We start from the raw sequence: 14489 nt of genomic DNA, 5'->3' as shown, positions 1-14489 counted from the left end.
GTTTAAGTAGATGTGGATCTTATAGATTTATATCTGACTCCAAATATGATTATTAGGGAAAATCGTAAGGTCTACGTTACAGACAACAAGTAAAGTCTTAATCTACTTTACTTTATGAGGCGTACTTATGCTGTGAAGCTGTGCGCAAATATGGGTGGTACCACGGAAGCTTAGCCTTTCGTCCCTCAATAACAGATTTTTCTGTTTGAGGCGGCGAAAGGCTTTTTTGATGTCTTTCTTCCAGTTATAACAGAAAATCTGTACTGTACATCCTAAGCTGGATCAAGGGATATTGTTCATTTGCCAATGTAAGATTGATGTGAATTTTTGGGAGGAGGATGACTTATGAGTACGAATATACCTAATGTACAATCAACAGATGAATTGCGTGAGAAATGGATGAAACCGGAAGTGATTACAGGTTCGGAAATGTTACTTCGTAGCTTACTACTGGAAGGTGTAGATTGTGTCTTTGGCTATCCGGGTGGAGCAGTATTATATATTTATGATGCAATGCATGGATTTGAAGATTTCAAACATTTGCTAACACGTCATGAACAAGGTGCTATTCATGCAGCAGACGGTTATGCTCGTGCTAGTGGTAAAGTTGGGGTATGTATCGCTACTTCCGGACCAGGAGCAACCAATCTGGTAACAGGAATTGCAACAGCTTATATGGATTCAACACCTCTGGTTGTGATCACTGGTAACGTAGCAACAACATTGATCGGAACAGATGCTTTCCAAGAAGCAGATATTACTGGTATCACAATGCCAATCACCAAGCACAGTTATCTAGTACGTGATGTAGAAGACTTGCCAAGAGTGATTCATGAAGCATTCCATATTGCCAATACAGGTCGTAAAGGTCCGGTATTGATCGATATTCCTAAAGATGTATCAGCAGCAAAAGCATTATTCAAACCACATACAGAACCTGTAGCGATGCGTGGTTACAATCCAACAGTCACACCTAACAGATTACAATTAGATAAATTGCACCAGGCAATCGCTGAAGCAGAGCGTCCATTGATTCTTGCAGGTGGTGGAGTTGTATACTCTGGAGGTCATGAAGAACTATTCAAGTTCGTTACTTCTACAGGTATTCCGATTACAACAACTTTGCTAGGGCTTGGTGGTTTCCCGAGTGGTAACGATCTATGGATTGGTATGCCGGGGATGCATGGAACATATACAGCTAATAATGCGATTCAACAATCCGATCTACTTATCAATATCGGAGCACGATTCGATGATCGGGTAACAGGTAAGCTAGATGGATTCGCACCACATGCCAAAATTGTTCATATCGATATTGATCCTGCTGAAATCGGTAAAAATGTAGCAGTTGATATTCCTATCGTAGGCGATGTGAAAACGGTGTTGGAAATGTTAAATGTTAATGTACCTTATGCGACAAAAGCAGATGAATGGCGGGCTAAAGTAGCAGGTTGGAAACAAGAAAAACCTTTCCGCTATGATGATTCAGATGAAGTATTGAAGCCACAATGGGTGGTAGAAATGCTTAATGATACAACCAACGGAGAAGCGATCGTAACAACAGATGTAGGTCAACATCAAATGTGGTCTGCACAATACTATCGCTTTAACCAACCTCGTTCATGGGTGACTTCAGGTGGACTTGGAACGATGGGCTTTGGTTTCCCTTCAGCTATTGGAGCACAGATGGCAAATCCAGAACGTTTGGTTATTTCGATCAATGGTGATGGCGGGATGCAGATGTGTTCGCAAGAATTAGCGATCTGCGCGATCAATAATATTCCAGTCAAAATTGTTATTTTGAATAATCAGGTATTGGGTATGGTTCGTCAGTGGCAAGAATTGATCTATGATAATCGGTACAGTCATATTGATCTTGCAGGCAGCCCTGATTTTGTAAAATTAGCAGAAGCATATGGTGTTAAAGGTCTACGTGCTACTAATAAAGAAGAAGCACAAGCCGCTTGGAAAGAAGCGATGGATACACCAGGCCCGGTCGTTGTCGAGTTTGTTGTTAACAAACATGAGAACGTGTATCCAATGGTTACTCAGGGATCTACCATTGATCAAATGTTAATGGGGGATGAAGAATGAATATTACAAAGCATACAATCGCTGTTTTAGTGAATGATCAGCCCGGCGTTCTTCAAAGAGTCTCAGGACTCTTTGGCCGTCGGGGATTCAATATCGAAAGTATTACAGTAGGTCAATCGGAAGAAGTAGGATTGTCGCGCATGGTTATTGTGACTACAGGCGGCGAGAAAACGTTAGAACAGATCGAAAAACAACTATACAAAATCATTGATGTTATCAAAGTTATCGATCTAAGCTCCAAGCCAATGGTTACACGTGAATTAGCATTGATCAAAGTAAAATCAGAGCCAGCTGAACGTCCAGAAATTATGGGAGTTGTAGAAACGTTCCGCGCAGCAGTTGTAGATATCGGCCCTAACAGTCTTATGGTTCAAGTGGTAGGAGATACTCACAAAATTGATGCTATGCTTGAATTATTGAAGCCTTATGGTATACGTGAACTTTCCCGCACAGGCGCGACAGCGATGATACGCGGTAACGTATAAAAGATTATTGATCAGGCAAGAGCGGGTAATTTGAAAAGATAACTGTATAACTTCCTAGTGTATATTCAGGTGTAGTTTACAGATGAAATAAGTTTCTTCTATATCATGTTATCTTTTGAAATACCCGCTCTTGTCAGAGGGTTGCGTATTATGACTACCGGTGTATACCGAGAACAAGCTTCATACATTAGAGGAGGAATAAGAAATGGCTATAACAACTTACTATGAAAATGATGCAGAATTGAACGTATTGAAAGGTAAAACAATCGCAATTATCGGTTACGGAAGTCAAGGTCATGCTCATGCACAAAACTTGCGTGATAGCGGATTGTCTGTAGTAATCGGACTTCGTGAAGGTAAATCTTTTGACAAAGCAAAAAATGATGGTTTTGAAGTACTATCTGTAGCAGAAGCAACTAAACGTGCAGACCTTGTACAAATTTTGATGCCTGATGAAACACAAGCAAGTGTATACAAAAGTGATATCGAAGCTAACTTGAAACCTGATGCTGCATTACTATTCGCTCATGGATTCAATGTTCACTTTGGACAAATCGTAGCTCCAGAAGGTAACGATGTGTTGCTTATCGCTCCTAAATCTCCAGGACACATGGTACGTCGTACATATGAAGAAGGATTCGGTGTACCAGGCCTAATCGCGATTCATCAAGATGCTACAGGTTCTGCAAAAGAAATCGGTCTAGCTTATGCTAAAGGTATCGGTTGTACACGTGCAGGTGTTATCGAAACATCATTCCGTGAAGAAACAGAAACTGATTTGTTCGGTGAGCAAGCAGTACTATGTGGTGGTGTAAGTGCGCTAGTTAAAGCTGGATTTGAAACATTGACAGAAGCTGGTTATGCTCCAGAAATGGCATACTTCGAGTGTCTACACGAATTGAAATTGATCGTTGACTTGATGTATGAAGGTGGATTGTCTACAATGCGTGATTCTATCAGTAACACAGCAGAATATGGTGACTATGTAACAGGTCCTCGTATCGTTACTGAAGATACGAAAAAAGCAATGAAAGAAGTATTATCTGATATCCAACAAGGTAAATTTGCACGTGACTTTATGCTTGAGAACCAATCCGGTCGTGCATTCTTGACAGCGACTCGTCGTAACGAATCCGAGCACCAACTAGAAGTAGTAGGTAAAGAACTTCGCGGTATGATGCACTGGATCAAAAAATAAAAGATTAAACTTATCTATGTTGTCTAAATGAAATAAGCAAAGATAGTTGGATATTAAATTTTCCGCTATCTCTGGGCAGTACAAGCATTATGAAGTGAACCCAAGTATCGTTAAGACCGATATGTAGTAAGGAATAGGAATATATCAGCCTTACTGCATATCGGTATTTTTTTCAAAAAAACAAGGAGGTGCGATGATGCGCAAAATTTATATTTTTGATACCACATTGAGAGATGGAGAACAATCGCCGGGAGTGAACTTGAATACTCGCGAGAAAGTAGAGATTGCTTATCAACTCGAAAAATTGGGTGTCGATCGGATAGAAGCTGGATTCCCGGCAGCATCACCTGGAGACTTGGCAGCGGTTAACGCTGTAGCACGCGCAGTCAAAAATGCAAGTATTATCGGTCTAGCGCGAGCTAGAGAACAAGATATCGATGCGGTACGCGAGGCACTGAAAGGTGCGCAAGATCCGTGCCTACATCTGTTCTTGGCGACTTCACCGATTCACCGTCAACATAAGCTTCGGATGGAAAAAGAACAGGTAAAAGATACAGCACGTTCAGCGATTCGCTATGCACGTCAGTATTTTGACAAAGTTGAATTTTCATTAGAAGATGCAGGACGTACTGAATACGACTTTATGGTAGAAATGGTTACTATGGCTGTTGAAGAAGGCGCTTATGTGGTAAATATTCCAGATACAGTCGGCTTTTTGACACCTTATGAGTACGGTAACATTTTCAAACACTTAAAAGAAAATGTACCTAATATTGAAAAAGTACAATTGAGCGCTCACTGTCATGATGATCTAGGTATGGCAACAGCGAATGCACTGGCTGCAATTTTGAACGGTGCAGATCAGATTGAAGGTACAATTAATGGTATCGGGGAACGTGCAGGGAATACAGCGTTGGAAGAAGTAGCAATGGCATTGGAAACGCGTCAAGATTTCTTTGGTGCCAAAACCAGTCTGACTCTTTCTGAAATCGCTCGTACTAGCCGTCTGGTCAGCAAATTGACAGGTATGGTCGTCCCGGGTAACAAAGCGATTGTTGGAGCTAATGCATTTGCCCATGAATCCGGTATTCACCAAGATGGTATGTTGAAAGAGAAAACGACTTATGAAATCATGAGTCCAGAAACGATTGGATTCAAAGCAACCAAATTAGTGATGGGTAAACACTCGGGTCGTCATGCGTTCCGTGAGCATTTGATCGAATTAGGGTATGACCTGACAGAAGAAGCATTGAATGAAGCTTTTGCTAAATTTAAAATTTTGGCTGATAAGAAAAAAGAAATCTCGGATGATGATTTGTTTGCTTTGTTAGAAGAGCGTCTTGCGGATGCACCCGAGTTGTTCCAATTGGATTCGTTATTTGTTTCCTTTGATAGTGAAGGAGCACCTACAGCGAAGATTCGTTTATCGACTGCGGATGGAGAAGTACGTGAAGAAGAATCTAGCGGTAACGGTTCTGTGGACTCTATCTACAATGCAATCGACAAAGCTTCACAAGAAGAAGTAAAACTAGCGGATTACTCGATTAAAGGGGTAACGCAGGGTAAAGATGCATTGGGTGAAGTACATGTCGCTTTGACGCAAGATGGTATTACAGCGCAAGGTCGCGGAGTAAGTACAGATATTCTAGAAGCAAGTGCTCGTGCGTATGTTGACTCATTGAATCGTCTGGTTGAAAAGCGTAAAACGTACGGTAGACGTGACAATATTTCGATGATCTAAAAAGTTTTTCAAAAAAATAATAATGTAGGTTGTAAATACCTCGTGATTTTTTACTTTATATAATGTAAGACCTTTTAACCACACTGTTGTAAATGACAGTGTGGTTATTTATTTAGTAGAAGTAGAAGTAGAAGTAGAAGTAGAAGTAGAAGTGTAGTCTGTCGTCTAGATCAAAATAATATCAAATTAGAGGAGGAATACAGTATGACCTGTCAAGGTAAAGACTTACCTATCGAAGTAGTAGACACTACCGGAATTGTTCAGTACGATATCGCTTCAGCTACCAAAGGCGGTACCCGGCGCTTAATGGTAAGTGATAATCCAGAAACGTTGAATGAAGCGAATTTCCCTGTACGTCATGGTACATTATGGCATGATGTAGTGCAGACTAATAACAAAACGGTACAACACCGCATTTTTGCATGGCATTATAACGTGCTTAAAGATCCGGTGAAAGTCGGAATTACACTTGAAAATAAAGCTAATCATGGTGCTCTTCGCATTACATCGGTTACTCGTGAATACCGGGTCGGTGGAGATGATGTGAACTGGATTAACGATATTGGTACTTGTATTTCCAGAGCTACATTAGGAGGAACAGCCGATCAACGTACAGCTGAGAATCCATTGATCAAACAGTTACAATCTGGTTTGATCGAGAGCTTTATTGTACCGCCGGGTAAATTGCTTGGATTTATGTATGACTTTACAGTAGAAAGTACAGATAGTGGACAGATCAGTTATGAAGTGCGTACTGTTGCTTCGCGTGATACTGCATATGATCTTACTTTGATCAAATCAGCACCGTTGTCACCTGCACCACAGGCTCATCCTCGTGGTAGTTGGAACTTTTCTGAGACCAATGCAATCACTCCTGTCTATACGGTAGGATCAGCTCGTGTCATTTATCCAACAGCTGCAAAAACGAAAAAAGATGGATCATTACCAGCCGATCAATTATTTACAGCAGCCAATAGTGAATTACCAAGTTCTCTAGATAATCGTGCTCAATTTGGAGCCGTCTACAACGTTACTGTTCCGGTTAATAACCCATCTTCACAAACACGTACAATCAAAATTTCATTGAATCCACGTGGTGGTAGTTATGGTGGAGCTGTTCGCAAAGATGGACAGACGTATGGTGTTCCATTAATGCGTACCAACACACAAGCATGTCCTGTCTATACACTTAATGCGCCACCCGGAAATAGCAAATATACGTTTGCTTTGATGATTGCAGGTGCTTCTTCTACACCGCTAGGTATTCTGGTAGAAACTCTTTAATTATATAAGCGTTAAAAAAATAGTAAAGTGATACTAGCAAATGACTAGATAGCAATAAACTAGCAATACTACAGCAAATAATTAGCCACAATCTAGCAAGTAGCTAGCAACAATAAAAAAAGCTCTTCTTTTGTCTTTGCAGACAAGTAGAAGAGCTTTTTCTAATGGTTATTCATGTATGAAAAATAGAATACTTATAGATGATAGCGTATCGTTTACCAAGCGTAAGCTTTAGGAGCGGCTCCACCTGGACCTGGGAATATTTCATCTAGACGAGTCATTGTAGCTTCATCTAGCTTCACATCGATAATACGTAAAGAGCTTTCAAATTGTTCTGCTGTACGTGGTCCAATAATTGGAGCAGTAACAGCTGGATTAGCAAGTACCCATGCCAGAGCAACCACATCTTGAGGTTCACCGAGTTCATTACACAATTCAGCATATTGTTCTAGTTGCTCTTTATGTTGATCTACTCGATTGGCATCGCCACCACTGCGTGAACCTTCGATTTTTTTGAGTGCATTACGTCCAAGCAATCCACCATCAAGTGGACTCCACGGAATAACACCTAATCCAAGCGCATGAGCAGCCGGAAGAACTTCCAATTCAGGTTGACGACACAATAAGCTATATTTGTGCTGTTCTGAAATCAAACCTAAGAAATTACGGTTTTCAGCCGCTTTTTGAGCGATAGCGATATGCCATGCAGCAAAGTTACTTGAACCGACATAACCGATTTTACCTTGTTGAACAGCGACTTCAAATGCACCCCATAATTCATCCCAACTTACATTCGTATCGATATGGTGCATTTGATACAATTCCACATGATCTGTTTGTAAGCGTTTGAGAGAACCTTCAAGGTGACGACGAATTTTGTAAGCAGATAATCCACCATCGCTATTTGGGCCATCCAAATCTTTATGCATCGTTCCATATACTTTAGTTGCGAGCACAACTTTTTCACGACGGTTACCACCTTGTTTGAACCAACGTCCGATAATCTCTTCAGTTGTTCCAACACCTACTTTAAATCCGTATACATTCGCAGTATCAAAAAAGTTGATGCCTGCATCAAGAGCAGCGTCCATAATTCGGAATGATTCTTTCTCATCTGTAACAGGTCCAAAATTCATGGTGCCCAAACAAATACGGCTGACCTTTAACCCTGACTTACCAAGATATGAATAATCCATAATATGCACTCCTCTGTTTTTAAAATATTGAATGTCGTGTTGAACAGCACTCCGTAACTATTTTAGACCTTGTACCTGTGAACAGCAAATTTCTTTATCCATAATTTGGTACAAACTCCTATGTTGCTATACCATATAAGAATACGGAAGGGGGAACGAGGAAAATCATAGCTTATAAATAACATATTATTTTAAATAAAAAACCATTTCTATCTATACAAAGTACAATTACAATTGCTCAATCTTATCTATGAAAAGAAGCTTATAGGATTTGCCTATGAAGGTCATAGTTTGTATATCTTGGCTAAGACCTGACATGTATGATAAAACTGTGTATAGGTGAAACGAACGAACTTAACATAAAAGGAGACTTCTAATATGACAGACGTAAAAAAAATTGCAGTAATTGCCGGTGACGGTATCGGACCAGAAGTTGTAGCAGAAGCTGAAAAAGTATTGAAAAAAGCAGAAGAATTATACGGTTATTCTTTTGAAACGGAACATGCGCTATTTGGCGGAATTGCTATAGACGAAAAAGGAACACCGCTTCCTCAAGAAACGTTAGATGTCTGTAAAAGCGCAGATGCTGTATTGCTTGGAGCTGTAGGTGGTCCGAAATGGGATAACAACTCTAAAGAATTACGTCCAGAAACAGGTCTACTTGGGATTCGCAAAGCATTAGGTCTATTTTCTAACTTGCGTCCAGCGGTTGTATTTGATTGTTTGAAAGAAGCATCTACACTGAAACCAGAAGTATTAGAAGGTACAGACTTAATGGTAGTACGTGAATTAACAGGCGGTATTTATTTCGGTGAGAAATTAAGAAGACAAGGTGAACATGGGGAAGAAGCGGTAGACACTTGTGTATACAATGTGACTGAGATCGAGCGCATTACTCGTCAAGCTTTTGAAATTGCTCAAAAGCGTCGTAAAAAATTAGCTTCTGTAGATAAAGCGAATGTACTGGAAACGTCTCGTCTATGGCGTGAAACGGTAAATCGGATCGCTCCTGATTATCCAGATGTAGAACTAGAGCATGTATTGGTGGATAACTGTGCGATGCAATTGCTTCGTCGTCCATCTAGCTTTGATGTGATCGTTACTGAAAATATGTTTGGCGATATTTTGAGTGATGAAGCAGCAATGTTAACAGGATCGATCGGAATGTTAGCATCTGCTTCTATGGGAGACAGTACCGATGCAGGAAGCTTCGGATTGTATGAACCTGTACATGGATCAGCTCCTGATATTGCAGGACAAGGATTGGCGAATCCAATAGCAACTATTTTGTCGGTAGCATTAATGTTCCGTCTAACATTCAATTATGCAGACGCAGCTGATGCTATTGAAGCCGCTGTTGCTAAAGTATTAGATGAAGGTCACCGTACAGCTGATATTGCTGTAGATAAGAGTCAGGCATTATCGACTTCACAAATGGGTGATTTGATCGTAGCAGCGATGCAAAAAGCATAATCCATTCATTTCACATTTTGGAGATCGTTTATCGTTTGTATATGTGATCAAAATGTGACATTAGCTCTCTTTGCTAGAGCCAGCAGACATTAAATTGTACTGAAAAATCCTTATTTAGAATTATTATAATAAAGTATCTCTTCTAATCTTGACTTTGATTTGGGTCGATGATAACATTCTTGTCATAGCGTTTAGAGTTATCATACAGATAGGAAAGAAAAGTGTTTATTGACTTTTCTTATATAAAAGGAGGAATACTGGATTATGGCAGATCGTTTGGTAGGTAAACAAGCACCAGATTTTAACATGGAGACTGTTTCTGGTGACGGTAAAGATTTTGGACGCGTTCAATTGTCCGATTACAAAGGTAAATGGTTGGTATTTTTCTTCTATCCACTAGATTTCACTTTTGTATGCCCTACAGAAATTACTGCACTTAGTGATGCAGCTGAAGAATTCAAAGCATTGGATACTGAAATTGTTGGTGTAAGTACTGACTCTATTCACAGTCACAAAGCTTGGATTAACACTGCTCCAGAAAACAATGGTCTAGGTCAATTGAACTTCCCATTGGCTTCCGATATTACGAAAAAAGTTGCTTCTGATTATGGCGTATTGATCGAAGAAGAAGGCGTAGCTCTTCGCGGTCTATTCATCATCGATCCAGAAGGCGAATTGAAATATGAAGTAGTTAACCACAACGATGTAGGTCGTAGCGTAGAAGAAACTCTTCGCGTATTGCAAGCTCTACAATCTGGTGGATTGTGCCCAATGAACTGGAAACCAGGACAAAAAACATTAGTTACTTCTTAATATAAGAAAAAGTAATCTATTTTGCCCCTTCATTCGTATATTCTACGAATGGGGGGGTTTTGTCTTCTCCCAAAAAAGTGTAGAATGGACACAAGCTGGTTAATAATCATTCACAATCAATTATTTTGATGATATTGGGGTAAGGTTAAAAATCATAGAATAATGTATGGAGGGTGAGCAACATGAGCTTTTGCTGTGGCGGCAGTATGATAGGTACGAAAGGGACTTTAAAACATTTTCGAACCCAGGTTCATAATGTTCCCCTACTCGTATGTCCTGTATGTGAACGGGTTGAAGTTCACTACAAAGTAGAAAGTGAGTATGAGATTTTGGCTGAGTATGCGCATGGCGATGGCACACCTGAGATTGATTTTCAGGATTATGTGATGGAAGATGAAGCAACCATGTTCGAGAATTGCGTGAATATGGAAGAAGATGATCCAATGACCATGGTGCAAAGTCAGATTGATATGGGTCTAGACCTGCTCGCTGTAGCCAAAAAAATCAATGATGAGAAATGGGAACGTGATCTGAAAAGACGCCTTGCTGTTATGAGTCTACGTCGCTCTCGTCTTCAACACAAGTAAGCTTATACATTACGAACAATTGAATATATAAAAAAGGAGAAGCTCTATATTATGCTTCTCCTTTTTTGCATTTCATCCAAATCACTGTATGATAAAACTAGATAGGTACAGAAAGGAAGATCTAAATAATGGATACATATACCGTTAAGACACTAGCTGATCGCCTTCAGCAACAAGTAGGACAAGTTATCGTAGGTAAAGATCATGAGATTCAATTACTACTAACGGCTTTATTTGCTTCTGGACATGTATTGATGGAAGATGTACCCGGCACCGGTAAAACCATGCTTGCTAAAACGTTAGCAGCAGCGATGAGTTGTCATTTTCAGCGCATCCAATTCACACCGGATTTATTACCTTCTGACCTTACAGGAATCCATTTTTTCAATCAAAAAGAAAGCGAATTCACATTTCGAGCAGGGCCTTTATTTGCTAATATCGTACTTGCAGATGAGATCAATCGTGCAACACCACGTACTCAATCCAGTCTGCTGGAATGTATGGAAGAACAGCAGATCAGTGTAGATGGAGAGACGATGAAATTAGATAATCCATTTATGGTGATCGCTACGCAAAATCCTGTAGATAATCAGGGAACTTTTCCGTTACCGGAAGCTCAGATGGATCGATTTATGTTAAAAATGTCGATGGGTTATCCTTCCGCAGAAGAAGGGATTGAGATTTTACGCAGAACATCGTTATTTTTACAAGTAGGTAAAGAAACAACTACAGATTCTAATTCAAGTTCTGTTTTTGAACAAGTAACTCGTGAACAAATTATTGAAGCAAGACAGCTATGTCAGGCAGTTACTATTCATGAGGATCTATTAGGCTATATTGTTCGTCTTGCAGAAGCTACACGTGGACACGAAGAGATTGCTCTAGGCGCAAGCCCGAGAGCCACACAAGCCTTACTACGAGCTGCTCAAGCGTATGCAGCTATTCAAGGGAGAGATTATGTATTACCCGATGATATTCAGACGATGGCATCTCCGGTGCTAGCCCATCGGTTGGTATTTAAAAATCGACATCACAATGATAAACATAAAGCTCATCTATTGATCCAATCTATTCTCGATACTGAACAGGTTCCTACTGAAGCCAATCTGGAAAGTAGAGTGAAGTAAATGGAGTTTTTCTGGCTACTTCTGATTGCTGGAGTCGTTGTTTTACTTCAAGCTCTAGTGTTAGGCAGACGATCTCTTCGACAGATCGATTATGAGCGCAAATTGTCTCGAACTTACTGTCATGTTGGCGAAGACATTGAAATGATCGAGATTATTCAAAATAAGCGCCGTATTCCTGTACCCTGGCTACGATTAGAGTCTATTTTACCAGCAGGCTTTCAATTCGGTCATCAAGCAGAGACAGCGATCAGTGAAGGCACACTGTATCAGAATCACACCAGTCTATTTAGTTTGTCGGCGCTTACACGTATTACACGCAGGCACCAGATTACTTGTCGACAACGTGGTGTTTTCCATATGGATAGCGCTTTGATGAGTGCAGGGGATGTGTTTGGATTGACGCGTGCGAATCGTCCGCTTCAGATTGAATCTACAATGACTGTCTATCCTGCGTATACAGCGATAGATGAGATGCCAGAAGCGTATCGAAGCTGGCAAGGTGAAGTAGAAGTTAGACGCTGGACAAATGAAGATCCTTTTTTGATTACAGGAGTGCGAGAATACGGCTCGGGTGATCCGATGAATCAGATTCACTGGAAAGCAACAGCACGCACAGGTCAATTACAAGTGTATCGTCAGGGATATAGTGCTGATCCAGACGTAATGATTCTTCTGAATATTGAAATTAGTGAACAGATGTGGAGAGTGGTTACGGAGCCGATAGTAGCAGAGTGTGGTCTTAGTTATTGTGCAACGATCGCAGCAGATCTAATCGGTAAAGGGATGAAAGCAGGATTTGGACATAATGCGATTATTGCAACAGAAGATGAACAAGATGCGCGCATTTTACCCGCTTATGGAAGTGAACAATTATCAGCATTACTACAATGTATGGCAGAAGTACAATTAAAAAGTAGATTGCCTTTTCATGAATTTTTACAATCTTTTGTTCCGCAACATGGACAGAGTAACAACATGGATATTTTGATCGTTACTCCGCATGTATCGGAACCGATCAAGCAAGCTATCATGACATTAGAACAGTCTGGCTCTACTGTGAGCATTTTGCATGTGCCTGGTATAGAGCAGTTGAAGAAATCTAAAATATATCAGACTATGCAAGATCACCAACCTCGTAAGAAGGTGAGCGTATGACAACCAAAAGTCGTTCAACGATAACAAGCCATTCAATCTCTAGTCACTGGCAACCGCTTGCTTATATGCTAGCAGAAGTCGCCGCCTGTTATCCGATTATAGTGCTGTTAGATGCGTATCTATTTCATACAGATCAGCCTGTACTATGGGCATTGTGGCTATTATGTGCAGGAGGTCTGGGAATTACATTACGCATCGCCAGTAGACCTTCTTCTGGAAAATGGAAAATCATCAGTTGGTCTATAGTATGGATAGTTGTAGGAGCTATTATACTTTGGACAATGGTACAACAGATGGGCTTATCATCGATCTGGATAGCCAGTATATGTATGTTAGTTGTTGGATTATTTCGCGGTAATATGCTAGTAATGGGTGATTGGGATCAACTATTTCCGTTAACATTGCAATTGGTTTTACTGATTGTAGCATGGATTTTCTATGTGATTACAGGTTCAGAAGGTGATCTGTCATCTACTCATTTTTCGATTTATCTAGCAGGTATGATTCATTTATTTGCGATTCTTATGCGATGTGGTTCCCGTCAGATAAGCTATTCTGTCTGGGAAGATGGATTTCCTCTAGCTGCTCTTCAATTGGTTATTCGTCGGAGTCGGCGTTGGACATGGATTCTGATTGGATTGATTGCGATTATCGGTGGTAGTACACAATTGTCGGTGATATTGAGCTGGTTGTGGCAGAAGATACTGTCTCTTTTCCAAAATAATGAACCTACCGTACCTAATCAAATGATTGAACCGATGACACCGCCCCCATTGCTACCACCAATGGATTTACCGGAGCAAAGCCCTTCTATTTTGAATCCGGAGTGGATTGAGCGAATCGCTCAGATCATTATGATTGCTGCTCTGGCTGCTTTTGTAATAGGTGTAGGGCTGTTTCTATACCGTCTACTTCGCAAATATGGTCCACCACTCTGGCGCTGGTTATTACGTATTCTAGGGATCGAAAGTGATATTGTAGTACCTGTACAGGAGCCATCTTCAGGATATATCGATCAAACCGAAAAGATTCGTCCCACATCTGCATCTATAGGAATGAATTTTAAAAAGAAAGTGCCGGATGATCCTGCTGAACGTGTGCGTTATCATTATGAACGATTGATTCGGCGAGGAATAAAGCGTGGTCTGGATCAGCATAAGGGCGATACACCGAATACACTTGGACGCAAAATGATTGATTTAAATCCAAAGGAATCTTCAACCTATTCGGAACAACGTATCTCGATATTGATACACTGGTACAATCAGATTCGGTATGGTGCCAAGTCTGTGGATGCTGAAGAACTGAAAGGTTGGGAGAAAAAAGATTGAATATT

12 protein-coding genes are annotated in these 14489 nt (G+C 40.4%); 11 read left to right on the top strand and 1 reads right to left on the bottom strand.

Annotation, left to right across the window (positions count from 1 at the left end; translation table 11 throughout):
* Positions 1 to 345: 345 nt before the first annotated feature.
* The 5 genes from ilvB to PQ460_RS17175 all read left to right on the top strand — a co-directional run bounded on the left by ilvB (position 346) and on the right by PQ460_RS17175 (position 6802).
* Complete coding sequence (gene ilvB, locus PQ460_RS17195; protein ID WP_273615416.1) at positions 346 to 2094, top strand: biosynthetic-type acetolactate synthase large subunit; 1749 nt, start codon at positions 346 to 348, stop codon at positions 2092 to 2094.
* Positions 2091 to 2579 carry an acetolactate synthase small subunit gene (ilvN, locus tag PQ460_RS17190; RefSeq protein ID WP_273615417.1) on the top strand — a complete coding sequence of 163 codons (489 nt, stop codon included), beginning with the start codon at positions 2091 to 2093 and terminating at the stop codon, positions 2577 to 2579. The genes ilvB and ilvN overlap by 4 nt, the downstream gene beginning before the upstream one ends.
* A 205-nt stretch (positions 2580 to 2784) precedes the next feature.
* The gene (gene ilvC, locus PQ460_RS17185; protein ID WP_204825095.1) at positions 2785 to 3777 is read left to right on the top strand and encodes a ketol-acid reductoisomerase; all 993 of its coding nucleotides are present in this window, start codon (positions 2785 to 2787) and stop codon (positions 3775 to 3777) included.
* 196 nt (positions 3778 to 3973) lie between these two features.
* The gene (locus PQ460_RS17180; protein WP_273615418.1) at positions 3974 to 5518 is read left to right on the top strand and encodes a 2-isopropylmalate synthase; all 1545 of its coding nucleotides are present in this window, start codon (positions 3974 to 3976) and stop codon (positions 5516 to 5518) included.
* A gap of 204 nt (positions 5519 to 5722) precedes the next feature.
* Positions 5723 to 6802, top strand: coding sequence for a hypothetical protein (locus tag PQ460_RS17175; RefSeq protein ID WP_274170556.1), 1080 nt, complete (start codon positions 5723 to 5725; stop codon positions 6800 to 6802).
* A gap of 215 nt (positions 6803 to 7017) precedes the next feature.
* On the opposite strand, the gene PQ460_RS17170 is transcribed toward PQ460_RS17175, so the two are convergent.
* Positions 7018 to 7998 carry an aldo/keto reductase gene (locus tag PQ460_RS17170; protein WP_204825093.1) on the bottom strand — a complete coding sequence of 327 codons (981 nt, stop codon included), beginning with the start codon at positions 7996 to 7998 and terminating at the stop codon, positions 7018 to 7020.
* A 378-nt stretch (positions 7999 to 8376) separates the two neighbouring features.
* Between PQ460_RS17170 and leuB the strand changes: the two genes are divergently transcribed.
* The 6 genes from leuB to PQ460_RS17140 all read left to right on the top strand — a co-directional run bounded on the left by leuB (position 8377) and on the right by PQ460_RS17140 (position 14484).
* Positions 8377 to 9471, top strand: a complete 1095-nt coding sequence (leuB, locus tag PQ460_RS17165) for a 3-isopropylmalate dehydrogenase (protein WP_273615420.1) — start codon at positions 8377 to 8379, stop codon at positions 9469 to 9471.
* A gap of 264 nt (positions 9472 to 9735) precedes the next feature.
* Complete coding sequence (locus PQ460_RS17160) at positions 9736 to 10284, top strand: peroxiredoxin (RefSeq protein WP_273615421.1); 549 nt, start codon at positions 9736 to 9738, stop codon at positions 10282 to 10284.
* Positions 10285 to 10466: 182 nt separating this feature from the next.
* On the top strand, positions 10467 to 10871 hold the full coding sequence (locus PQ460_RS17155; protein WP_137222228.1) for a hypothetical protein: 405 nt from the start codon (positions 10467 to 10469) through the stop codon (positions 10869 to 10871).
* A gap of 128 nt (positions 10872 to 10999) precedes the next feature.
* Positions 11000 to 11998 (top strand): AAA family ATPase, encoded by a 999-nt coding sequence (locus PQ460_RS17150; protein ID WP_274170555.1) that lies wholly within the window; start codon positions 11000 to 11002, stop codon positions 11996 to 11998.
* Positions 11999 to 13153, top strand: a complete 1155-nt coding sequence (locus tag PQ460_RS17145) for a DUF58 domain-containing protein (RefSeq protein WP_274170554.1) — start codon at positions 11999 to 12001, stop codon at positions 13151 to 13153.
* Positions 13150 to 14484, top strand: a complete 1335-nt coding sequence (locus tag PQ460_RS17140; RefSeq protein ID WP_274170553.1) for a DUF4129 domain-containing protein — start codon at positions 13150 to 13152, stop codon at positions 14482 to 14484. Before PQ460_RS17145 ends, PQ460_RS17140 begins: the two co-directional genes overlap by 4 nt.
* The last annotated feature ends 5 nt before the right edge of the window (positions 14485 to 14489 follow it).

The sequence above is a fragment of the Paenibacillus sp. KACC 21273 genome (assembly GCF_028736095.1).
Lineage (GTDB): Bacteria > Bacillota > Bacilli > Paenibacillales > Paenibacillaceae > Saccharibacillus > Saccharibacillus kyungheensis.
This window is presented reverse-complemented; position numbering and strand designations above follow the sequence as displayed.

Bases quoted from the DNA above. Each gene is read 5' to 3' on its own strand.
- ilvB (WP_273615416.1), top strand. From the start codon at position 346: ATGAGTACGAATATACCTAATGTACAATCAACAGATGAATTGCGTGAG.
- ilvN (WP_273615417.1), top strand. From the start codon at position 2,091: ATGAATATTACAAAGCATACAATCGCTGTTTTAGTGAATGATCAGCCC.
- ilvC (WP_204825095.1), top strand. From the start codon at position 2,785: ATGGCTATAACAACTTACTATGAAAATGATGCAGAATTGAACGTATTG.
- PQ460_RS17180 (WP_273615418.1), top strand. From the start codon at position 3,974: ATGCGCAAAATTTATATTTTTGATACCACATTGAGAGATGGAGAACAA.
- PQ460_RS17175 (WP_274170556.1), top strand. From the start codon at position 5,723: ATGACCTGTCAAGGTAAAGACTTACCTATCGAAGTAGTAGACACTACC.
- PQ460_RS17170 (WP_204825093.1), bottom strand. From the start codon at position 7,998: ATGGATTATTCATATCTTGGTAAGTCAGGGTTAAAGGTCAGCCGTATT.
- leuB (WP_273615420.1), top strand. From the start codon at position 8,377: ATGACAGACGTAAAAAAAATTGCAGTAATTGCCGGTGACGGTATCGGA.
- PQ460_RS17160 (WP_273615421.1), top strand. From the start codon at position 9,736: ATGGCAGATCGTTTGGTAGGTAAACAAGCACCAGATTTTAACATGGAG.
- PQ460_RS17155 (WP_137222228.1), top strand. From the start codon at position 10,467: ATGAGCTTTTGCTGTGGCGGCAGTATGATAGGTACGAAAGGGACTTTA.
- PQ460_RS17150 (WP_274170555.1), top strand. From the start codon at position 11,000: ATGGATACATATACCGTTAAGACACTAGCTGATCGCCTTCAGCAACAA.
- PQ460_RS17145 (WP_274170554.1), top strand. From the start codon at position 11,999: ATGGAGTTTTTCTGGCTACTTCTGATTGCTGGAGTCGTTGTTTTACTT.
- PQ460_RS17140 (WP_274170553.1), top strand. From the start codon at position 13,150: ATGACAACCAAAAGTCGTTCAACGATAACAAGCCATTCAATCTCTAGT.